The sequence below is a fragment of the Pseudoalteromonas sp. SG41-2 genome, assembly GCF_014164535.1.
In the GTDB taxonomy this organism is placed as follows: Bacteria; Pseudomonadota; Gammaproteobacteria; order Enterobacterales; family Alteromonadaceae; genus Pseudoalteromonas; species Pseudoalteromonas rhizosphaerae.
Window position 1 is genome coordinate 25366 of record NZ_JACJFK010000015.1, and the last position, 22939, is coordinate 48304.

Here is a 22939-nt window from a genome sequence, read left to right on the forward strand (position 1 = left end):
TATCAACTGAGCTGCAACTGAATTAAAGTAAATACAAAACAGTGAATACAAAAAAGCCACCAAGTTAACTTAATAACTGGTGGCTTTTATACACTGCATAAACGAATTAACGAATTAACGAATAATACCGCGTTCAGAATTTTTCACAAAATCAACCATTAACTGTACTGCTGGGTACTTAGCGGCATCATCAGCAAGCGCTGCAATTGCCTCTTCAACACCTAAACTCTTGCGGTATAGTGTTTTATAAGCACGACGTGTTGCCATTACTTCATCGCTTTCAAAGCCACGGCGCTTCATGCCTTCAGTATTAATTGCCACAGGACCTGCTGGCGTACCTATAGTTGTTACAAACGGCGGCACATCTTTGTTCACGCCAGAGTACATACCAACAAAGGCATGTGCCCCCACTTTACAAAACTGATGAATACCTGAATTGCCCGCTAAGATAACCCAGTCACCAATATGTACATGGCCTGCAACAGATGCATTATTAGCAAAAATAACGTTATCGCCAATCACCGCATCATGGGCTACGTGAGTGTAAGCCATAAATAAGTTATTGCTGCCAATCTTAGTCACACCTTGGTCTTGAATTGTACCTCGGTGGATGGTAGCGCATTCACGAATAACATTGTTATCGCCAATGATAAGTGTGGTTGGCTCATTATTATATTTTTTGTCTTGGCAGGCTTCACCTACAGACGCAAATTGAAATATATGATTGCCTGAACCTATTGTTGACGGACCTTTGACCACAACATGAGATTCGATAATGCAATTGTCACCAATAACCACATCGTTGCCAATGTAGCTATACGGGCCAACCGATACATTATTACCTAACTTTGCACCTGGTTCGATTATCGCTGTAGGATGGATCACAATTAAAGCTCTCTTCTCGCACACATGATTTCGGCACTACATACTATTTTGCCATCAACTTTTGCTTCTGCTGCAAACTTCCAAATATTACGACGCTCTTTTAAAAATTGAACGTGTAAATGCATGGTGTCACCAGGCGTTACAGGTTGTTTAAAGCGCGCATTATCTATCGCTGCAAATAAATATAGTTCATTTTCACTGCGATTCTCGACAGTTTTAAACCCCAATAAACCGGTTGCCTGTGCCATGGCTTCTAAAATTAATACACCAGGAAAAATTGGCTGGTTAGGGAAATGGCCGGTAAAAATCGGTTCATTAAAAGTTACGTTCTTAATTGCATGTAATGATTCACCTGGGGTGTAATCAAGTACACGGTCAACTAGTAGCATCGGGTAACGATGCGGAAGTAAGCTTAAAATTTCTTGTATATCAAGGCTATTTAATTCGTTTGCCAAAATAGCATCCTTATTAATTATCAACGTTTAATGACTTAGTCAGAGTCTCTAGCGCTTTAAGGCGAACTTTCATCTCTGGCAAATTACGGAAATGGGCAATGTTTCGGCGCCACTCTTTATTTGAAGAGTGTGGAAGTCCTGAGGAATAAATACCAGGTTTCGTAATCGCTTTAGTCACCATGCTCATACCCGTAAGTATAACACCATCACAGATATCTATGTGACCATTTATGCCGACAAGCCCGGCAATCTGGCAATTTTTACCAATAGTTGTACTACCTGCTATCACGGTACAGCCAGCAATTGCTGTGCCTGAACCAATTTCAACATTATGGGCAATTTGACATTGGTTATCAATAATCACATTGCTGTGAATAATCGTGTCATCAATTGCACCACGGTCAACCGTAGCACCAGCGCCAATTTCAACCTTGTCACCTATAATAACGCGACCAAGCTGAGGAATTTTTATCCATTGGCCTTTATCATTTGCATAACCAAAGCCATCACTGCCGATTACGCTACTTGATTGAAATAAGCAATCACTACCAATTTCTACATCGTGATAAACACTGACATTTGCCCACAGTTTTGTGCCATTGCCAATTTTTGTGTTTTCACCAATAAAGCAATTAGCGCCTATTTGCGCGTTATCACCAATTACCGCTCCGGCTTCAATCACCGCATTAGCTGCAATAGCGGCTGTGCTTGCAACTGTAGCATCAGGATGGACCACCGCACTTGGGTGAATACCTGGTGACGCTGAGCGTGGCGTTGTATCGAGTAACTGGGCTAATTTCGCGTAGCAAACATAGGGGTTAACCACTATGAGCTTATTACCTTGATAATACTCTGCGTCTGCGGCAGATAGGATCACTGCCCCCGCCTTAGTATCACTAAGTTGTGAGCGATATTTCTTATTCGCTAAAAATGCAATATGCCCAGACTGGGCATTTGCAAGTGTAGCAATTTTTGAGATTTCCCAAGCGCCATCACCGTCAAGCGTGGCGCCTAGAAGTTCCGCAATCTGCGAAAGCGTATAATTATGCATATATCAGTTCTATTGCTTACTTACTTTATCAACAACTTTACTTGATAAATCAACGACCGTTTTAGGGTTAAAGTAGATAGTAGTATCTTTAACTTTAACTTCATCGTACTTACCATCTTTAGCAATATCTTCGATTGCTTTGATAATAATACCTTGAACTTTAGCTAGTTCTTGGTTTTGACGAGTTTTAATTTCTTGCTCTAAAGGACGACCTTTTTCAGCAAGATTTTTTTGCATGCCTTCCACTTTTTCACGCAACGCATCTTTTTGCGCTTGGCTCATTGTAGTGCTTTCACGCTTGAATTTTTCTGCTTCAAAGCGGATATCGCCCTGTAGCTTTTCAAGTTCTTGACGACGCTCAGCAAATTCAGCTTGCAGTGTTTGCTCAACTTTTGCCATTTGTGGGATTTGCTTATAGATTTCTTGCATATCTACAATACCAACTTTATGTGCAAAAGCACTTGCAGAAGTACCCATCATAAGTGTTGCTAAAATGGCAATTGCCGATGATTTAAATGATTTTTTCACAAAAAACTCCTTTAGAATGTATTACTAATGTTAAAGCTGATGGTCTTCGTATCGTCATCTTCTTCTTGTTGCAATGGATACGCAAAACTAATCAACATTGGACCCATTGGGGAGATCCACTGTAATGATAAACCGGTTGATACCCTAAAGCGCAGCGGATCTGAATAATCCTCAAGCTTAGCGCGTTCGTCCGGACCTAAATTTTTATAACGGTCAACGTTAAATTCAGTGTCCCATACGTTTGCAGCATCAACAAAGAAACTAGTACGTACAGAACTGGTATTATCTTCATCCAAAAATGGGGTTGGCACAATTAACTCCATGCCTGCAACCGCTTTGGCATTACCACCGATACGTCCTCGCTGTGTTAACACATCAAACTCTGGCGAGCCGCCTATATTGCCTGTTAGACTACCATCTGGCAATGAATTGCCTGGAATTACTTGTGGTGTACGCGATATTGCACGCGGCAAAATAGTATTACGGTCAAAACCACGTAATTCCATTTCGGTTATACGGAAATACTCTTGGAATGGTAATGTTTGATCGTAACCATTGGTTGTGCCATAACCGTTACCATAGCCAAATGCAGCACGGGTTGAGAATACCCAACGGTGGTTATTAGTAAGTGGCCAATAAAAACGCGAGTCGTAATTTACCTTAAAGTAAGTTAAATCAGAGTTTGGCGTAGTACCGGTTAAGTTTAATGTTTGACGCGAACCTGCCGTTGGGAATAAACCACGGTTTACTGTCACACGAGACCAACCAACGCTGAGTTCGTATTTAGTAAAATCAAATCCTTCATCCGGGTTATTCGGATCTAAGAAGGTCTCACGCATAACACGAGTTTGCTCATATTCAGCAATCTCAGATAATTCTTCTTGGATCCAACGTACACCAAAGTTGATACGGTTTACCGCATCAATTGGGAAGCCTATATTTGTACCAATGCCGTAGCTTTTTGATTTGTAATCGATGAGGCTAAACTTACTTGCATCGTAATTACTGTAGAAAATACTACTGCCTTGCGACACACCATCTGGGGTGAAGTAAGGGTCGGTATACGATAAACTAACACGTTCTGAACCACGCGAAGTATTGATGTTAAAGCCAATCTGGTTACCCGTACCTAAGAAGTTAGATTCAGTCACACCGATATTAAATTGCAGACCTAAGTAAGAACCATAAGCAAGACCTGCGTTAAAGCTACCAGCTGATTGCTCTTTAACGGTAAAATCGACATCAACTTGGTCATCTATACCAAGGACTGGGACAACATTAAAATCAACACTTTCCATGTAAGGAAGACGTTGAATTTGTAGCTTTGAACGCTCAAGATTCTGATTCGATAACCAGGCGCCTTCCAGCTGGGTCATTTCACGACGTAATACTTCATCTGCGGTATTTTGGTTACCACCAACAATAATACGACGCACATAAACACGCTGACCAGGATTAACTGAGAGTGTTAACTGAACTTCTTTGGTTTCGTCATCAATTTCAGGAATGGTGCGAACTTCCGCATTCGCATAACCGAAACGCGCTAAATAACTTTTGATAAATTCTTCAGATGAGGTAACCACTGAGCCATTATAAAGTTCACCGGCACGCAGTGGAATAACACTTTTGATCAGTTCTTCACGGCCAAGTAAATCACCAATGAAGTCAAAGCCTTTCACTTTGTATTTAACGCCTTCGGTGATGTTAGCTGTTACATACACAGATTCACGTTCAGGACTTACTGATACTTGTGTTGAGTCAATATTAAAACGTAAGTAACCACGGTCTAAATAATAACTACGAATTTTTTCAAGGTCGCCTTCAATGGTTTGTTTCTGGTAGCGATCGCTGCCCATAAACTGCCACCAAGGTAAATCTTGTTGTGACTCAGCAAGTGCTAACAAGTCTTCATCACTAAACAATTCGTTACCAACTAAGTTGATCTGACGGATAGATGCGGCATCACCTTCATCAAACTTAAGTTTTAGCTTAACGCGGTTACGCGGTAACTTAGTGATACTGACATCAATTTTAGCGTTGTATTTACCAATACTGTGGAAAAACTCTATTAAGCCTTTCTCGATGTTATCAACCACAGTTTTATCCAGTGGTTCACCTTGGCGAATATCTTGCTGATCAAGCGACTGATTAAGCTGCTCGTCTTTAATGTCTTTATTACCTTCAAACTCAATAACACTAATTGTTGGGCGCTCTGTTACTCTAAAAATAACATTATTGCCATCACGTAGTGCCTTGATATTGTCGAAGTGACCTGAGTTATACAAAGACTTAATCGTTTTTGAAATTGTATAGTCATCAACACTATCACCCACGTTAATAGGAATATGTGTTAATGCTGCTCCCAACGCTACGCGCTGCAAACCTTCAACTTTTAAATCGTCAACAATAAAGGAGTTTTGGCCTAGGGCTGCAAAGCTAGCACCTAATAAACTTGTTACTGCCAAATGTTTTTTTATAGCCATTTTATTATCTTTATCCTTTACAACGGTATTACCGCTCAACACCTTAAAATTATACTTTAGCGGTGTTTTACAATCGTGTTTTAATTCGAGACTGTCGCAATTGCTTACAATCGCGATACATCATTGAACAAAGCGAAACATGTAAGAAAAATGAGTAGCAAGGCACCCACTTTAAAACCAAATTCTTGTGTCTTTTCAGAGACCGGCTTTTTACGAAAAAGTTCAATTATGTAATACATTAAGTGCCCACCATCAAGCACTGGTAAGGGCAATAAATTAAATACGCCCAAGTTTACACTTATCAATGCTAAGAAGCCTAAAAACGCCACTAAGCCATAGCTTACGCTAGTTCCCGCCCCTACAGCAATACCAACTGGACCACTTAAATTCTTCACTGATACTTGACCAGTAATTAAGTTACCAATCATATCAAAACTTAGGCTGATCAAGCGCCATGTTTCAGTTACGCCCAGCACCATACTATCGAGTGGGCCATAATGTCTAGTTTCAATGTAACCATCTGGCCATTTTTCAACCACCGGTGCTACACCTAAAAAGCCTTGTAGCAAGCCATCACTATTACGTTGTCCTTTCGGGGTAACATTTAGCAGTTCTATACTATCTTGTCTTTTTACACTAAATTGTAATGATTTGTTAGCGGATTGCTGAATAACATTAACTAACTGCGTCCAACTGGTTATTGTTTCACCATTTACGGCGATAATTTCATCGCCTGCTTGTAAATTAGCGTCTGCTGCAGCAGAGTTTGGCGAAATTGTAGCAACGGTTAAAGTAGCCTGCGGACGAAACGGCACAATACCTAATGAAGCTAATGGTGGCACATCTTGTTGATCAAGTTTCCAACCATCAATATCAAGCATTTTAACCTGTTCTTGAAATTGCTCGTCACGCACGGTAACAGCAACACTTTTATCACCTAGGCTGGCCATTAATGCAAACGTAGCATCTTGCCAAGTCGCAATATTAGCATCGCCAATTTTTACAATTTGTTGACTAGGCATAATACCGGCCTGCTCAGCGCGGCTACCCTCATTTACTGAGCCTACCACCGGCTTCACCGATTGAACCCCAACCATGTACATCGCAGCTAAAGCAAAGATAGCAAATATAAAGTTAGCCAGCGGCCCTGCCGCTACAATCGCGATACGCGCTTGTACTGACTTGGCATTAAATGATAAGTGGCGTTGGTCAGCGGGCACCTCATCAACACGTTCATCAAGCATTTTCACGTAGCCGCCTAAAGGAATTGCTGCAATAACATATTCAGTGTCGTGTTTATCGTGCCATTTTATTAGCGGTTTACCAAAGCCAATAGAAAACCTTAACACCTTCACACCCGCTTTGCGGGCAACCCAAAAATGGCCATATTCATGCACTGTTACTAAAATTCCCAGCGCTAGAATAAAAGAACCTAAATTCCACAGAAAATCGAACATATTAGCGTACTACCTTTGCAATGAGTTGCGTCGCTTGAAGTCGAGCTAAACGGTCACATTCAAGAATTTCATCGAGCGTGTGTACGTTTACATCAACCGTTGTGTCTAATGTTTGTGCATTAATGCGATATATATCAGTAAAGCCTATCTGCCCTTGTAAAAATGCCTGTACAGCAATTTCATTGGCAGCATTAACTGTCGTTGTAGCACCTTGTCCAGCATTACACGCAGCAATAGCTAATTGTAAATTGGGGTAGCGGGCAAAATCTGGTTTCGTAAAAGTAAAATCAGCAAGCTGTGAAAAATCCAGTGGTGTTACTCCAGCATCAATACGCTGTGGGTATGCTAAAGCATGAGCAATCGGTGTACGCATATCTGGATTCCCCATTTGCGCTAGCACCGATCCATCTTGGTATTGCACCATTGAATGAATAATACTTTGCGGGTGAATGACCACTTCAATATCGTTTGCCTGGCAGTTAAATAGCCATTTAGCCTCAATAAACTCAAGGCCTTTATTCATCATAGTGGCTGAATCAACAGATATCTTTTGTCCCATCGACCAATTTGGATGCGCTACAGCTTGTGCCACAGTAACGTCTTTTAAAGAGGCAATATCACACGTTAAAAAAGGCCCACCAGAACCGGTAAGTAAAATTTTACTTACCCCATGCTCATGTAACTGTGCGTTGGTTTTAGAGCCTTGCAGTGCACTTGGCAGGCACTGGAATATGGCATTATGTTCACTGTCAATCGGTAGTAAAGTGGCTTTATGTTGTTTTACTTTATCAATAAACAACTGACCTGACATGACTAAAGATTCTTTATTCGCCAGTAATACTTTTTTACCTGCTTCTACCGCACTAAGTGTAGGTATTAGCCCCGCTGCACCAACAATCGCCGACATTACCGCGTCAACGTCTGGGTGAGCGGCCAGTTCACTCATGGCGGCAATGCCACTGCGGATCACTGTTTTGCAGCCACTGCCCGATAAGTGTTGGCTTAACTTAGCTGCAGCGCTGTCATCTGCCATCACTGCAAAGCGTGGTTGATGAGCAATACACAATTGCGCCATCAATTCACTATTATTACCTGCCGCAAGTGCAAATACAGCAAACTGTTCTTGATTACGCGCAACAACATCTAAGGTACTTAAACCAATGGAACCTGTCGCGCCGAGAATGACGAGTTGTTGTCTACAACTCATAAACTAAGTGTCCATGCATAGCACAACACAAAAATGGGGGCTGCAGCAGTTAGGCTGTCAAGGCGATCTAAAATCCCCCCATGGCCAGGCAAACATGAGCCACTATCTTTAAGACCAGCTTCGCGTTTAAACATACTTTCGAGTAAGTCGCCAATAGCTGAGAATAACGCGATGAATACAGTCATAATCGCGTAAATTGGCCAAACAGACATATCTACATTGGTAAAATGACAAAACGCTAAAACAAAAATTACCGCAGCAACTAAGCCACCAGCTAAACCTTCAATGGTTTTATTAGGGCTCACTTTTGGCATTAACTTATGCTTGCCAAAGTTTTTACCCGTAAAGTATGCACCAATGTCAGCACTCCATACGATCCCCAGTACCACTAAAATAAGCATCGAACCAAAGTGCGTTGATTGCTCATAGTTAGCACTGCGCAGTGTATTAAGCGCAAGCCACAGCGGTACTAAGGTGAGAATACCGGCAATAGCGCGCATAACCACTCCTTCGTTCCATGCTTTAGCCATTGCTGGGTAGCGCCACACTAGGTAGGTGGCTACAATCCACCACGAAAATGACAGTGTGAATATATAATTTGCGTCTCCTACGAGCTGGCCGTCGACCCACAGTCCATCAATTGGCCAATGCCAATTAAGCAGTACCAGTAACAAGCCAATAAACGTCACAAACGAAAAACGTTTAACTTTATCGCATAACCCCATAAATGCCGACCATTCCCACGCGCCTAATAAAACAATCGCGCCAGCGATGTAACTAAACAATGTAAGAGGTGTATAAAAAACCAACACCAGTGCCAAAGGCGCTAGCACTAAAGAGGTTAAAATTCGTTGTTTTAGCAAAGTGTTACCCTTTTTAATTAGGTTTCAGCGAGTAATTGTTTTATTTGTTCGCCAGTACAACCAAACCGTCGCTCTCTGGCAACGTAACAAGCGATAGCATCAGCAAAAGCTGCTTCATTGAAGTCAGGCCAAAGCGTATCGGTAAAGTAAAGTTCAGCATAAGCAGCTTGCCATAATAAAAAGTTGCTTATGCGTAAATCGCCACCAGTACGGATCAACAAGTCAGGTTCAGCCTGATCTTGCATACTCATATGGGCGGCTAAATCGTGCTCTGTAATATCATCAGGGTTTAACGTCCCTGCAGCAATCAGCTTACCTAATTGCTTTGCAGCATTTGTTATATCCCATCGACCACCATAATTTGCCGCTACATTCAGTTGCAAACCAGTATTATTAGCCGTTAATTCATGTGCTGCATCAACCTTGCTGCGCAAAGTATCTGAAAAACGAGATAAGTCACCAATAATGGTTAACTTAACATTATTTTTGTGTAGCTTTTTAACTTCCTTACTCAGCACAAACAAAAACAGCTCCATCAAGGTACTGACTTCATCTTCGGGGCGATGCCAGTTTTCACTACTAAAAGCGAATAGAGTCAATGACTCTATTCCTAATTTAGTACAAAACTGCACAGACTGACGAACCGCATCCACGCCTTTTTTATGACCGTACACACGTGGCCTATTCTTGGCTTGTGCCCAACGACCATTGCCATCCATGATTATAGCGACATGCTTGGGTAAACATTGCTGGGAAATTTTATCAGCGTTAAGAACCATAAATATCGAGTATTCCATAAAAAAACGCCGCCTAGTATACCCCAGACGGCGTTTCAAAACTAATAAATTTACTAGCTTAGATTTCCATCAACTCGGCTTCTTTCGCCGCTAATTGAGTGTCCATCTCTTTAATGAATTTGTCCGTAAGCTTTTGAATTGCATCATCAGATTGACGCGCTTCATCTTCAGAAATATCTTTATCTTTCAATAAGTTTTTAACGTCACCGTTAGCATCACGACGAATATTACGGATTGCAACACGGCCGCTTTCAACTTCACCACGAACGATTTTAATTAAGTTTTTACGACGTTCCTCAGTTAGCGGAGGAAGTGGTACACGGATCACAGAACCTGCTGACATTGGGTTTAAACCTAAGTCAGATGCCATGATTGCTTTCTCTACCGCTTGTGCAAGCGATTTATCAAATACACTTAACGCAAGTGTACGTGAATCTTCAATTGTTACATTGGCAACTTGGTTCAATGGCGTTGGTGCGCCGTAGTATGGCACCATAATGCCATCTAATATTGCCGGATGAGCACGGCCAGTACGGATTTTAGATAGTTGACTGCTAAGTGCCGTTACACTTTTCTGCATACGTTCTGCAGCATCTTTTTGAATATCGTTTATCACGGTTCAATCCTAATCTAGTTAATAACTTCATCTGAGGCTTGTGAAGAGATAAGAGTGCCTTCTTCTTCGCCCATAATTACACGCTTTAAAGCGCCTGATTTATTCATATTAAATACGCTCAACGGCATCTTGTGATCACGCGCAAGAGTGAATGCCGCAAGATCCATTACTTTTAATTCTTTTTCAATGATTTCATTGTAGCTCAAGTGACGGTAAAGTGTCGCCTCTGGATTTTTTACCGGATCATCACTGTAAACACCATCAACCTTGGTGGCTTTAATCACGGTATCGGCTTCAATTTCAATACCACGTAAACACGCGGCCGAATCCGTTGTAAAGAATGGGTTACCAGTACCGGCTGCAAAAATAACTACACGGCCCGTTTTTAATAAGCTAATTGCCTCAGCCCAGTTGTATGCATCACACACACCGTTAAGTGGGATAGCTGACATTAAACGACAATTTACAAATGCACGGTGCAACGCATCACGCATTGCAAGACCATTCATGACAGTTGCTAGCATCCCCATATGATCGCCAACTACGCGATTCATGCCTGCTTCAGCAAGTGAGCCGCCACGTAAAAAGTTACCGCCACCGATAACTAAACCCACTTCTACGTCGAGTTCTACAAGCTCTTTGATTTCTTGCGCCATACGGTCTAATACTTTTGGGTCGATGCCGAAGCCTTCGTCTCCCATCAGTGCTTCACCGCTTAATTTGAGAAGAACGCGTCTAAAAATAGGTTTACGATTGATTGTCATAGTATTTGGGCCAACTTTATAAAAAAAGGATAAAAAATAACCGCGCTTATGATTTTCACATAAAGAGCGCGGTTATTTTAAAGAATTTTCAGCGATGACGCAAAAGCAAATAACAGAATAATTTCATCTAACTCACTTTTTCGTCAAAGGAAATCGATTTTATTGACCTTTAGCAGCAGCAATCTGTGCAGCAACTTCAGCAGCAAAATCTTCAGTTTTCTTCTCGATACCTTCACCAACTTCTACACGTACGAAGCCAGTAACTGTTGCGTTTTTCTCTTTAAGAATTTCGCCAACAGATTTTTTAGGTTCCATGATGAAAGCTTGACCAGTAAGAGAAACCTCACCAGTGAATTTTTTCATGCGACCAACAACCATCTTCTCAGCGATTTCAGCAGGCTTGCCTTCGTTCATCGCGATTTCGATTTGTACTTGCTTTTCTTTTTCAACAACGTCAGCAGGTACATCTTCAGGTGTTAGGTACTCTGGGTTTGAAGCAGCAACGTGCATTGCGATGTGCTTAAGTGTTTCTTCATCAGCAACACCTGCAACAACAACACCAATACGCTCACCGTGACGGTACTCAACTAGCGTTTCGCCAGCGATGTACTGTAGACGACGTACATTGATGTTTTCACCAATTTTAGTAACTAGTTCAACACGATCTTCTTCGAACTTAGCTTGTAAGTCTTCGATAGAAATCGTTTCTGCAATAGCAGCATCAGCAACTTTGTTAGCAAATGCTAAGAAACTTACGTCTTTTGCTACGAAGTCAGTTTGACAGTTAACTTCAACTAGTACTGCAACACCTGCGTTTTGCTTGATGATGATAGTACCTTCAGCAGCAATGTTACCTGCTTTTTTAGCAGCTTTTGCAGCGCCACTTTTACGCATATTTTCAATCGCTAACTCGATGTCGCCATCAGTTTCAGTTAACGCTTTTTTACAATCCATCATGCCAGCGCCGGTACGCTCGCGTAATTCTTTAACTAGGGCAGTAGTTACAGCCATTAGTAAATCCTCAAATCTGAATTCAGGTTTAGATAAGCGGGTTACCCGCTCTACAAGAATAGCAAGTCTTCATCTAAAATTAGATGAAGACTTGATGACAGCTAATTACTCAGCTTCTACGAAGTCGTCTTTCTCAGCTTGAGCAACGATATTGCTCTCACGGCCTTCAGTAATTGCTGCTGCAACTGCGCCTGTGTAAAGGTTGATTGCACGGATAGCATCATCATTACCAGGTACGATGAAATCAACACCGTCTGGGTTAGAGTTAGTATCAACGATCGCAACAACTGGAATACCTAGGTTGTTAGCTTCACGGATAGCGATGTGCTCGTGGTCTGCATCGATAACGAAAAGTGCGTCAGGAAGACCACCCATGTTTTTGATACCGCCAAGGCTCTTTTCAAGCTTTTCCATTTCGCGGTTAAGCATTAACGTTTCTTTCTTAGTTAACTTCTCGAAAGTACCGTCTTGGCTTTGGATCTCAAGGTCTTTAAGACGCTTGATTGATTGACGAACTGTTTTCCAGTTAGTCAACATACCACCTAACCAACGGTGATTTACGTAATACTGATCACTAGCGATAGCGGCTTCTTTAACCGACTCGCTTGCTGCGCGCTTAGTACCAACGAAAAGAACTTTACCTTTGTTTGACGCAGCACCAGTTAAAAACTTAAGTGCGTTGTTGAACATTGGAACAGTTTGCTCAAGGTTGATGATATGAACACGGTTACGTGCGCCGAAGATGAAAGGCTTCATCTTAGGATTCCAGTAACGTGCTTGGTGACCGAAGTGAACACCAGCTTGAAGCATGTCGCGCATTGAAACGTTTGCCATTTTGTATTTCCTCTGTTTAGTTTAGGGTTAGGCCTCCACATACCCCATAGCACCAACACCGCAGTTAAATGAAACTGAAATGCACCCAAGTGTATGTGACGATACGTGTGTGTGTTAAAATAAAATTGTGTTTGCCTTAAATACAAAAAATCATTTAAGAATTTATTTGTAAAAAGACGGCGCGCTTTATACCATATTAAAAACAAATATTCAACGTCGCGTGCAAAATTTGTGCGACGATAAATGTGTAAAACTCGACAATGGAGCCTCCATGAGTGCTGTGATCAAGACCCCTGAAGAAATAGAGAAAATGCGTGTAGCCGGGCGCTTAGCGGCAGATGTCCTGGAAATGATAGAGTCACATGTAGTTCCCGGTGTAACCACTGATGAACTAAATACAATTTGTCATAATTATATTGTCGATGTGCAAAAGGCAATTCCTGCCCCACTAAATTACCATGGTTTTCCTAAATCAATTTGCACCTCAGTAAACCATGTAATTTGCCATGGTATTCCTAACGACAAAGCATTAAAAGATGGCGACAGTGTCAATATCGATATCACGGTTATCAAAGATGGCTACCACGGCGACACATCAAAAATGTTTCATGTTGGCACGCCAAACATCCAAGGCAAGCGTCTTGCTGAAGTAACGCAAGAAAGCCTTTATTTAGCTATAAAAATGGTTAAACCAGGCGTGCGTTTAGGTGATATCGGCGAAGCGATTCAAAAATATGCAGAGAGCTTTAACTACTCAATTGTTCGTGAATATTGCGGCCATGGTATTGGTGCAGAGTTTCATGAAGAACCACAAATAATGCATTATGGCCGCGCTGGTACTGGCGAAGCCCTAAAAGCAGGTATGTGTTTGACTATTGAGCCAATGGTTAACGCGGGTAAACGCCAGTGTAAACTACTAAAAGATGACTGGACTGTGGTTACTAAAGACCGTAGCTTGTCTGCGCAGTGGGAACACACCTTATTAGTAACTGAAAATGGTGTTGAAATTTTAACGCTTCGATCAGATGATACGATTGACCGGATCATTGAACATTAAATACTGACTCACCCGACTTAGGGTGAAATTAGTATGCTAAGGAGCCAGCCCACGTGGCATTACCCAATAAAGTTAAAAAATTGCTCAGCGATGCTGAGCAATTAACCGATTATCGCGATTGTTCTAATTATTTTTATAAATGGTTACAAAACGAGTTTTCAAAACAGCCAGTCGGTAATTTGATTAATGCCCGGGCTGAGTTTATCGACCGCTTACTGATTAAACTGTTTCATGTTTATGATTTAGCCCATGAGCCAGATTTAGCCTTGATCGCCGTTGGCGGTTACGGTCGCGGTGAGCTGCACCCCTATTCAGATATCGATTTTTTACTGCTAGTTACTGAGCAACCTAGTGATGCAGTGTGTGAAAAAATCGGCCAATTTGTGACCATGCTATGGGATCTTAATTTAGAAATTGGCCACAGTGTGCGTACCATTGAGCAAGCGATTGAGCAAAAACGTGCCGACGTAACTTTTGCCACTAGCTTGCTTGAAAGTCGACTACTGTTCGGTAATCACATTGAATATGAAAAACTCAAAGAGCATATTCTTGATACGCCTGTATGGCACTCTGACGAATTCTTTTTAGCAAAAGTACATGAGCAACAACTGCGTCATAAAAAATGTCACGGTACAGCATACAACCTCGAACCAAATATCAAAGAAAATCCCGGAGGCCTGCGAGATCTGCAAACCATCATTTGGGTTGCTAAAAAACATTTTAGAGCCGAAACCTTACAAGAGCTTATTAGCCACGGCTATCTCACTCATGAAGAATACCAAGAGCTCCTAGAGTGTTTAGAAAATCTCTGGAATATCCGTTTTGCGCTGCATTTAGCGGCTGGACGCTCTGAGAACCGGTTGTTATTTGATCATCAACCACTGGCCGCTGATTTACTTGGCTTTGGTAGCGATGGTAAAGCTTCAGTTGAGCGGATGATGAAGCGATTATTTAGGATCATGAGCCGGGTCCGTGAGCTAAATCAAATGTTGTTATCATATTTTGAACAAAGCATTTTACCGGAAAGTAACGAACAAGCAGTAGTTGAACTCGATCGTAATTTCGAACGTGTTGGCCATCAAATTAGGGTAAAAAATCCGTCAGTGTTCTTTCGCCGTGATCAACTATTTGTATTGTTCGAACATATTGCCGATAACCCTGAAATTACCCATATTTACCCAAGTACTATCCGTACCATCCGCCAAGTGCGCCGTCGTCTGTTAGGAGATTTGCAAGATTATGCCGCCTGTCGTGAAGCCTTTTTACGGCTAATTAAACACCCTAACGGCATGGGCCGTGCATTTACTTTAATGCACAAGCACGGCATGCTTGCCGCTTATTTACCCCAGTGGCGAAACATTTTTGGACAGATGCAATTTGACTTATTTCACGCTTATACTGTGGATGAACATACTCATAAGTTGATCAATAACATTTATCAATATTTTGATAAAGCAAACGTCAGTGAGTTTCCTATTTGTTGTGAAATAGTCACCCGCATGGACAAGCCCGAGCTACTGTATTTAGCGGGTATCTTCCATGACATTGCCAAAGGCCGTGGCGGCGATCACTCAGAACTCGGTGCTGTTGATGCCATTGCTTTTGCCAAATTACACCGTTTTTCAACTTCCGATGGCAAATTGATTGCTTGGCTAGTTAGTAACCATTTACTTATGTCTGTAACTGCACAGCGTAAAGATATTAATGACCCAGATGTGATCAAAGACTTTGCTACTCGAGTTAAAACCGAACGACAACTTGATTATCTATACTGCTTAACCGTCGCAGATATTCGCGCCACTAACGACAACTTGTGGAATGATTGGAAAAACACCTTGTTGCGTGAGCTTTACCTGCATACTCAAAGGGCGTTACGGTTAGGCCTTGAAAATCCTATGGATCAGCGCGACCAAATTCGCGATAAAAAGCATCAAGCCAAACAACGGTTAATCAACAATGGCTATGATGAAAATCAGATTGATTTAATTTGGAGCCGTTTTAAAGCAAATTACTTTACGGCCTTTAGTGAGCAACAACTATCATGGCACACCGAACATTTACTAAACTGCGTTGATTTAAGCCAACCCAGTGTTGCGGTATCAAATACAGCCATGCACGGCGGTACACAGATTTTTGTTTATAGCCCCTACTCCGGCGGTTTATTTGCCCGTTTAGTAAGTGTGATCGGCTCTAAAAAAGCGCAAATTCAACATGCTCAAGTGCTCACCACTCGCGACGGCTATGTGCTGTTTAGCTTTGTAGTACTTGAAGTCAGTGGCGACCCGATTGCCAGCGCTCAAGCGCAGTCAATCAAACGCGGCCTTGATCAAGCGCTTGCTGATCCGAAAAAGAAAATTCGCTTTAAAAAGAATCGCTCACAACGCTTTAAAGATTTTAATATTAAACCAAAAATTATCCTGCGCCCTCACCCGCGTAAAGACCGCAGCTTAATCGAAATTCAAGCGGTAGATATTCCTGGCTTATTAACCAAAATTGCCGAAGTGTTTCAAGCCCATTTATTACATATACACGCCGCGCGGATCACCACCGTAGGTGAACGTGCAGAAGATTTCTTCGTGGTATCGAATAACGAATACCAAGCTCTTACCGACGAAGAACAAGCAAAAATTCATCAAGCATTGCGTAAAAAACTCAACGCAGAAACCGAATAAGAGGATCTTATGTCAGATTTAAAAACCACCATTGAAAACGCCTGGGATAACCGTGATAGCATCAGCCCGAGCACAGTACCTAGTGATGTAAAACAAGCCATAATCGATGTACTTGAGCTACTTGATAGTGGTGCCGCACGCGTTGCTGAAAAAATCAGTGGTGAGTGGGTTGTCCATCAATGGCTAAAAAAAGCCGTGTTACTGTCGTTTCGTATTCGTGACAATCAACCAATGAACGACGGCGTAAACCAGTTTTATGACAAAGTACCACTGAAATTTAGCGACTATACACCGGAGCAATTTCAGCAAGGTGGCATGCGCGTTGTACCAAACGCTGTTGCCCGTAAAGGCAGCTTTGTCGGTAAAAATGTAGTATTGATGCCATCATATGTAAACATTGGTGCTTACGTTGATGATGGCACTATGGTTGATACATGGGCCACTGTAGGCTCGTGTGCACAAATTGGTAAGAACGTACACTTGTCAGGAGGTGTTGGCATAGGTGGCGTTTTAGAGCCATTACAAGCCAATCCTACTATCATTGAAGATAACTGTTTTATTGGTGCACGCTCTGAAATTGTAGAAGGCGTGATCGTTGAAGAAGGCGCTGTTATTTCAATGGGTGTTTACATCAGCCAAAGTACTCGCATTTACGACCGCGAAACTGGCGAGATCCACTACGGCCGCGTACCAGCAGGTGCAGTGGTTGTTCCAGGCGCACTGCCATCAAAAGACGGTACTCACAGCTTGTACGCTGCAATTATCGTGAAAAAAGTAGATCAGCAAACCCGCGAAAAAGTAGGGATTAATGCATTATTGAGATCGATAGACGAATAATAGAGAGCTGAAAAGTTCTAAACAATAAGCTGATTGACATTAACAGTAAATAAATGAAAGCCCTAAATCTATATAGATCTAGGGCTTTTTCTATCTGTGTTATTTTCTCTTTTATGATAAATATCACCTTTAAATACAACATACTTGATAGCTGAGAACTTATTCTGGTTTATTAGCTTTGATTTGTATGACTGCGGCAACTATAATTATCAATCACATCATTAAGTAATTGAGATCAAGTTGTTACGGCTTTTCGTTATATGTTGGTTCCTGTTACTTGGTTTTCAGCAAGCTTTTGCTACTGAACTAAGCACTTTTGAAAATAAGTTAAACGAAGCTGAAGACTACCTTGTGGTCAACCCAGCGCAATCTATTATTATTCTTGAAAATCTTGACGATATCGATAAAGTTTCACCTGAGTTATTTATTCGTTGGCATCTTATTAACGCCCGAGCAGCCGTTCCGACCAGTCAATTTGACCGCCTTCATCAGTCTGTAGATGCGATATTTAGTCAGCAGCAAGCCCCTTATTTCAAAAAGAGAATAACGTCTATTATGAGTGCGTTAGGTATTTGGCTACGCTATGCAGAGTATTTAGACGATGCCCAACTAAGTTTTCAATGTGGTTATAAATACGCTGAAAATGATCGTCAACGCTTGACGCTTACCAACAGTATGGCACTGGTCGCTATGGCACAAAATAACAATGACGAAGCGCGTAACCTATATGCCGAAAGCTATAATTTCACGGTGCGTTTAAACCTCCCTAACGTTGTCGCCATGATAGAAAGTAACTTGGGCTATTTGGCACTTGATGAGAATAAAATCCCAGAAGCTGAACATTATTTTCGTAGTGCCTTAAGCCGTTATCAAATTATTGACAAGCGAGCGGGACAAATTTCTGCAGGATTAAATCTGTTAATGGTATTTTTGATCCAAGATCAAACAATAAACTTTGAAAGATTATACGGACCCACATCCACTTTAACCCATGCCTTTCCCAATGAGGCTAAACAAGCTTTATTACTATGGCTGGAAATGCGTTTTAAAAAACTTAAAGGAAATTATGTTAGCCGAAAGGACGTAGCAAAATTGCAAATAGCTTACGAGCAATTAGAAAGCGATCAAATGAAAACCTTTGTACACCGTTACTTTGCTAAAAAGCTCGAAGTCCCTATCGCACCACCAAAGAAAATCCTCCCTAAAAAGTTTACTCGTCTTGGTTTGAGTTAGTTAAAAAATGTCAGTGGTAATTGTTGGTGCCTGAGGTTTTCTTAAGCTCAAAACGACAGAATACCAGTGCTCTTTTTTAGTCTTAAAATTTTAATTCAGTAAAAATTAACCGTGATATTCGTAAAATAACAGCTGTCTTTTTGGTTTTTATTGCAATATAGCTACTTTAGTGTGGCTACTTTATTCATTAACAAGAGATACAATGAAATATTGAAAAAAGAAGTCGACAAGCAAGCTGAACGATTAATGCAGCAATACCACATTCATGGTTTAGTGGTAGGCCTTATTCTTGATGGTAAATCACACTTTTAAAATTATGGTGTTGCTAATAAACAAAAGAGCCAAGCAGTAACACCGGATAAGGCTCGGTCAGTATAACCTTTGCTACGACCTTCGCGAGTTATCCTCAAGTCAATGGTACTCTACCATTTGATGATACTGTTGATACATACCTACCCGAGTTAAAAAATAGTGTTATTGGAAGTACAAAACTTACACAGTTAGTAACCTAATTCCGGCAAAAAATGCTGACATTGTAATGTTAGCAAATAAAAATTCCCCCAACGTAGAATGGGTCAAAGCTGCCTATGCGATTTTAGATTCAGTTATCAGCAAATAACGTAGAATAAAATACCACTCCTTTTTTAGTAGTGGTATTTTTTAATTTGTTGAAAACATTGCACCATGTTAATTGACAGGTTTGGCTTCACGTTTCATGAAGCTTAATGGTGTTTGCCCAACTTGCTTCTTAAAAAAGGCAATGAAAGCACTGTCGGATGAAAACTCAAGACATACACTGACATCCGCAACTAGTCTTCCGGCTGACAGTAGCTCAATAGCTTTGAGCAAGCGCCATTGTTGACGCCAATCCTGATACGACATGCCAGTATCGGCTTTGAACAATCGAGTTATGGTTTTGGTACTTAATTCAATGGATTTGGCCAGTGCGGCTGCAGTTGGTGCTAAAAAATCATCCTGCATCACTTGTGTGCGAAACAGTTTCAACCTGGGATCCGTCGGTAAAGGAAGTTGGTAAAAATTGCGTTTGGCGATGGAAAACTCTTCCCAGAATAGCGCAACCGTCTTAGTTATCTCATCTTCCGCTTTATCCCAAGGCCAGAATGCCATTCTATCGATCAAGGCTTTTAAGAGATCGTTGACCTCAATCATAGTGACCGTTTCAGGCCCCTTGAAAATCGTGCAATCGAAATAGAGAGAGCGGTAAGCCACCACATTGATCATCACAGCCCGGTGCGGAGTCTGCGGTGGGATCCAGACCGCTTTGGTCGGCGGCAAGATGCAGATGGTGTCCTCCATAGAGAAAGTCATACAGCCTTGCGGTGCATAAAGTAACTGGCCTTTGTGATGCTGATGTGTGCCCGAGTCATGTTGACCGACATCAGCAGCAATCCCAATCACGCTCGCCGTGAATGTATCGGCATTAAATACTGTATTTTGAGAAATAATGGCCATTTGTCTGAATCTTGATATTTATGGTGTTAATGTCGTTAACCTGCCTTGCGATCACTAGTATACACTCCGAGCCAATTAAATTCCTATAGAGGATAAGTCATGAAAGTTAAACCATCTCTTTGGTTGATGGTGATCATGTTGATGTTTCCACAAATAGTAGAAACTATCTACAGCCCAGCTTTAGGTTCGATTTCAAAATCGTTTGCAATTTCATATTGCCAAGCTGCACAAACAATGTCGATCTACTTTGCTGCTTTTGCCGTTGGCGTCGCCGTCTGGGGCATCTTAGCGGATAAATTAGGTAGACGGCCAACAATGCTACTGGGGCTTTTTATATACGGCTGCGCAGCTTTCGTGGCTATGCAAACCGAAAACTTTACTGCACTGATGATTGCTCGCGCATTGAGCGCTTTTGGCATAGCCGTGGGCTCAGTGGTAACCCAAACCATGTTGCGCGATTCCTTTGATGGTGAAGAACTCGGCAAAGTATTTAGTGTGATGGGAATAGGGCTCTCTCTTAGTCCGGTGATTGGTATGTTCATCGGTGGCCAGCTATCACAAGCAGGCGGCCACCAATATGTGTTCTTTATGTTATTTGTTATGGCGATTTGTTTGTTTGCCTATAATTTGTTTCAGTTGCCAGAAACGCAAACCAGCAAGCAGCCTAGTAAACTCGGTTCGCTAAGCATTCGCATGCTCAAAGATGTAAAAATTTGGCAATCGGCATTGTTGGTGGCACTTTACAACATTTCCCTTTTTTCTTATTACCAGCTGGGCGGATTTAATTTCGCAGCGCTGGGGTTCACGCCTGAGCAATTTGGTTACAGTGGGATTTTTTTGGGACTTGGCTCACTGCTGGGGAGTTATCTTAACAACGGCTTGCTGGCGAAACATGTGTCGCAGCATTTGCTGTTGCAAGCTGCCGCGACTTTACTCACGTTGGGTGCTGTCGGTGTTTACCTAATACAAGATTCGATTTGGTTTATCGCGCCAATGATGATCATCGTGATGGCTTTCGCCATTGCGATCCCCAATGTACTCAGTATGGCTTTAAGTGACTACAAACAGCAAGTAGGGAGTGCCGCAGCGCTATTTGGACTTATTTATTACCTTTTGATTGGCAATGGTTTGGGACTGGCCGGTGCAGCTCAAAATCTAGGTTTGGTCTTGATTGCTTGTGGCGTTGGTACATTAGTTGTTACATTATCACGCAGTGCATTAAGCACTATAGTCGTTAAACAAATCGATTGAATTTAGTGACGCGGCAACGAGCTGATCTTGGGATAGATGTTAAGTTCATTTTTAAACGATAGTCAGGTTATACCAATCGTGTAAAGTTACTGACCATTTATAGCGACAGATAAATGGAGTGATAACAAGGCATAAATTTTGACATGCAGTTGTTCTACTTGAAAAAATTATAACGCAGTTAGCGCTTTATTTAGCTCGCTAGAATGGTTAAATATTTAAGTCGATTGGTATTAAGTACTCTTTACCACTTCGCATAGTGGTCTTCGGTAAATCCCCATTCGCCGTTAAGTGTGATAACTTCGTCTGCAAGAGTTATTTCACCATAGTAACGGCCGAAGTGTTGAGTGAAGTTAGTCGCGATAATAATTAAGTTAGTTTTATCTTGGCGTTTACCTTCTGGTTCGAAGTATAAATTGATGATACCGTCGTTTGAACGCAGCCGCCATTTACTCGTTGCTTTAGCATTACCATAGCGCTCAAATTGAAAATCGACCATATCAATTTTATAAAGCGTGCCATCGAGCCACAAGGCGTTTTCGGTAAAACCTGTTTCAATAACCCCCGCACTTAAATTTAAACCTAAGCGGCGGCCATCAGCTAATGTGCAGGCTAAACTCCCCCAGTTCCAAAAGGTTTCGCGACGCATGAAACCCGCGCTCCAATCAACACTTGCCAGTATTTTAAGCTCTTCAAATACATATTTTTTACCACGCCACTGAAGTGTTCCAGTACAGGGTAATGCGGCAGTTTTTTGGGTAAAATGAAAGCCTGTAAAACCGGCACGAACACACACCGCAAGCGGGTTATAATTTATCGATTCATCAATACAGGCACTAATTTTCAGCCCGGACTTTAAATTTACCTCTACCGAGCGTATTTGCGGCTTAGCGGTTGTATTAATAGTTACGCTGTTACGCCCTTTTCGAAAAGTCGCTTGCCCGGTGTTTGGTGTGCTATCAATACACGTATTTAAAGCCAGTAAGCTGATAAAACTGACTTCATCGAATTCTGTCGTTTGTGGGTCGTATACATATACAAAACAGTGACTCGCAATTTTTAAATCAACGATCGCTAAACCAATAATTAACTGCTCACAACTCAAACTAATAAATTGAAATTGATTAAAGCTTAACTTTTTAAAAAGCGTACTTCTGGATTTACCCATAGTACTACGCAGGTCAAAATCCAAGTAATTGATGTCATCTACTCCATCTGGAAAAATACCAAAGTCGGCTTGTCCATCTTGGTCAATCAGCTCATGCTTTTTCATGATAAGCTCCTTGCTTTTTAAACAACATTTTATCGATTAAAAATATTGTTGGTAAGTCTAACTCAAAACAACTTAAAAATGATCGCTTAAAAAATTGCCACCTAATTTATACTTAAAGTGTTACAAGTTATTACAAAATTGCCTCTTTTGGCTGATTTAGTGGTTTCTTGGTTACTTTTTGACATACATTCTATT

20 protein-coding genes are annotated in these 22939 nt (G+C 41.5%); 5 read left to right on the top strand and 15 right to left on the bottom strand.

Annotated features, from left to right (window positions below):
* Positions 1 to 114 precede the first annotated feature (114 nt).
* The 13 genes from lpxA to rpsB all read right to left on the bottom strand — a co-directional run bounded on the left by lpxA (position 115) and on the right by rpsB (position 12951).
* Positions 115 to 885 carry an acyl-ACP--UDP-N-acetylglucosamine O-acyltransferase gene (gene lpxA / locus H5186_RS13075; protein WP_149982988.1) on the bottom strand — a complete coding sequence of 257 codons (771 nt, stop codon included), beginning with the start codon at positions 883 to 885 and terminating at the stop codon, positions 115 to 117.
* A gap of 2 nt (positions 886 to 887) precedes the next feature.
* The gene (gene fabZ / locus H5186_RS13080) at positions 888 to 1340 is read right to left on the bottom strand and encodes a 3-hydroxyacyl-ACP dehydratase FabZ (protein ID WP_145240491.1); all 453 of its coding nucleotides are present in this window, start codon (positions 1338 to 1340) and stop codon (positions 888 to 890) included.
* A 13-nt stretch (positions 1341 to 1353) separates the two neighbouring features.
* Positions 1354 to 2391, bottom strand: a complete 1038-nt coding sequence (gene lpxD, locus H5186_RS13085; protein WP_182740510.1) for a UDP-3-O-(3-hydroxymyristoyl)glucosamine N-acyltransferase — start codon at positions 2389 to 2391, stop codon at positions 1354 to 1356.
* A gap of 9 nt (positions 2392 to 2400) precedes the next feature.
* Entirely contained in the window at positions 2401 to 2919 is a 519-nt protein-coding gene (locus H5186_RS13090) for an OmpH family outer membrane protein (protein ID WP_149982990.1), read from the bottom strand.
* 11 nt (positions 2920 to 2930) lie between these two features.
* The gene (gene bamA, locus H5186_RS13095; RefSeq protein ID WP_182794558.1) at positions 2931 to 5402 is read right to left on the bottom strand and encodes an outer membrane protein assembly factor BamA; all 2472 of its coding nucleotides are present in this window, start codon (positions 5400 to 5402) and stop codon (positions 2931 to 2933) included.
* A 104-nt stretch (positions 5403 to 5506) separates the two neighbouring features.
* Positions 5507 to 6859: a sigma E protease regulator RseP gene (gene rseP / locus H5186_RS13100; RefSeq protein ID WP_182718687.1), complete on the bottom strand. Its 1353-nt coding sequence runs from the start codon at positions 6857 to 6859 to the stop codon at positions 5507 to 5509.
* A gap of 1 nt (position 6860) precedes the next feature.
* Positions 6861 to 8066, bottom strand: coding sequence for a 1-deoxy-D-xylulose-5-phosphate reductoisomerase (gene ispC / locus H5186_RS13105; RefSeq protein WP_145240482.1), 1206 nt, complete (start codon positions 8064 to 8066; stop codon positions 6861 to 6863).
* On the bottom strand, positions 8063 to 8929 hold the full coding sequence (locus H5186_RS13110) for a phosphatidate cytidylyltransferase (protein WP_145240480.1): 867 nt from the start codon (positions 8927 to 8929) through the stop codon (positions 8063 to 8065). The genes ispC and H5186_RS13110 overlap by 4 nt, the downstream gene beginning before the upstream one ends.
* A gap of 17 nt (positions 8930 to 8946) precedes the next feature.
* Positions 8947 to 9726 (bottom strand): isoprenyl transferase, encoded by a 780-nt coding sequence (locus H5186_RS13115; protein ID WP_149982995.1) that lies wholly within the window; start codon positions 9724 to 9726, stop codon positions 8947 to 8949.
* A 58-nt stretch (positions 9727 to 9784) separates the two neighbouring features.
* On the bottom strand, positions 9785 to 10306 hold the full coding sequence (gene frr, locus H5186_RS13120; RefSeq protein WP_215909106.1) for a ribosome recycling factor: 522 nt from the start codon (positions 10304 to 10306) through the stop codon (positions 9785 to 9787).
* A gap of 50 nt (positions 10307 to 10356) precedes the next feature.
* A complete protein-coding gene (gene pyrH, locus H5186_RS13125; RefSeq protein WP_145240474.1) occupies positions 10357 to 11106 on the bottom strand; it encodes a UMP kinase in 750 nt (249 codons plus the stop codon).
* 159 nt (positions 11107 to 11265) lie between these two features.
* Positions 11266 to 12117 (bottom strand): translation elongation factor Ts, encoded by an 852-nt coding sequence (gene tsf / locus H5186_RS13130; RefSeq protein WP_182718689.1) that lies wholly within the window; start codon positions 12115 to 12117, stop codon positions 11266 to 11268.
* A 105-nt stretch (positions 12118 to 12222) separates the two neighbouring features.
* On the bottom strand, positions 12223 to 12951 hold the full coding sequence (gene rpsB, locus H5186_RS13135) for a 30S ribosomal protein S2 (RefSeq protein ID WP_145240470.1): 729 nt from the start codon (positions 12949 to 12951) through the stop codon (positions 12223 to 12225).
* A gap of 271 nt (positions 12952 to 13222) precedes the next feature.
* On the opposite strand from rpsB, the gene map reads away from it, so the two are divergent.
* The 4 genes from map to H5186_RS13155 all read left to right on the top strand — a co-directional run bounded on the left by map (position 13223) and on the right by H5186_RS13155 (position 18750).
* Positions 13223 to 14008: a type I methionyl aminopeptidase gene (map, locus tag H5186_RS13140; protein ID WP_145240468.1), complete on the top strand. Its 786-nt coding sequence runs from the start codon at positions 13223 to 13225 to the stop codon at positions 14006 to 14008.
* Positions 14009 to 14061: 53 nt separating this feature from the next.
* Positions 14062 to 16680 (top strand): [protein-PII] uridylyltransferase, encoded by a 2619-nt coding sequence (gene glnD, locus H5186_RS13145; protein WP_145240466.1) that lies wholly within the window; start codon positions 14062 to 14064, stop codon positions 16678 to 16680.
* Positions 16681 to 16689: 9 nt separating this feature from the next.
* A complete protein-coding gene (gene dapD / locus H5186_RS13150; RefSeq protein ID WP_145240464.1) occupies positions 16690 to 17517 on the top strand; it encodes a 2,3,4,5-tetrahydropyridine-2,6-dicarboxylate N-succinyltransferase in 828 nt (275 codons plus the stop codon).
* A gap of 240 nt (positions 17518 to 17757) precedes the next feature.
* The gene (locus H5186_RS13155) at positions 17758 to 18750 is read left to right on the top strand and encodes a tetratricopeptide repeat protein (RefSeq protein WP_259400336.1); all 993 of its coding nucleotides are present in this window, start codon (positions 17758 to 17760) and stop codon (positions 18748 to 18750) included.
* 687 nt (positions 18751 to 19437) lie between these two features.
* Here H5186_RS13155 and H5186_RS13160 read toward each other — a convergent pair.
* On the bottom strand, positions 19438 to 20223 hold the full coding sequence (locus tag H5186_RS13160; RefSeq protein WP_182794559.1) for a helix-turn-helix domain-containing protein: 786 nt from the start codon (positions 20221 to 20223) through the stop codon (positions 19438 to 19440).
* Positions 20224 to 20322: 99 nt separating this feature from the next.
* Here H5186_RS13160 and H5186_RS13165 point away from each other — a divergent pair, with 99 nt between their 5' ends.
* Positions 20323 to 21474, top strand: coding sequence for a multidrug effflux MFS transporter (locus tag H5186_RS13165; protein ID WP_182794560.1), 1152 nt, complete (start codon positions 20323 to 20325; stop codon positions 21472 to 21474).
* A 241-nt stretch (positions 21475 to 21715) separates the two neighbouring features.
* Here H5186_RS13165 and H5186_RS13170 read toward each other — a convergent pair whose 3' ends face one another.
* Positions 21716 to 22744, bottom strand: coding sequence for a DUF2804 domain-containing protein (locus H5186_RS13170; RefSeq protein WP_220493608.1), 1029 nt, complete (start codon positions 22742 to 22744; stop codon positions 21716 to 21718).
* Positions 22745 to 22939 lie beyond the last annotated feature (195 nt).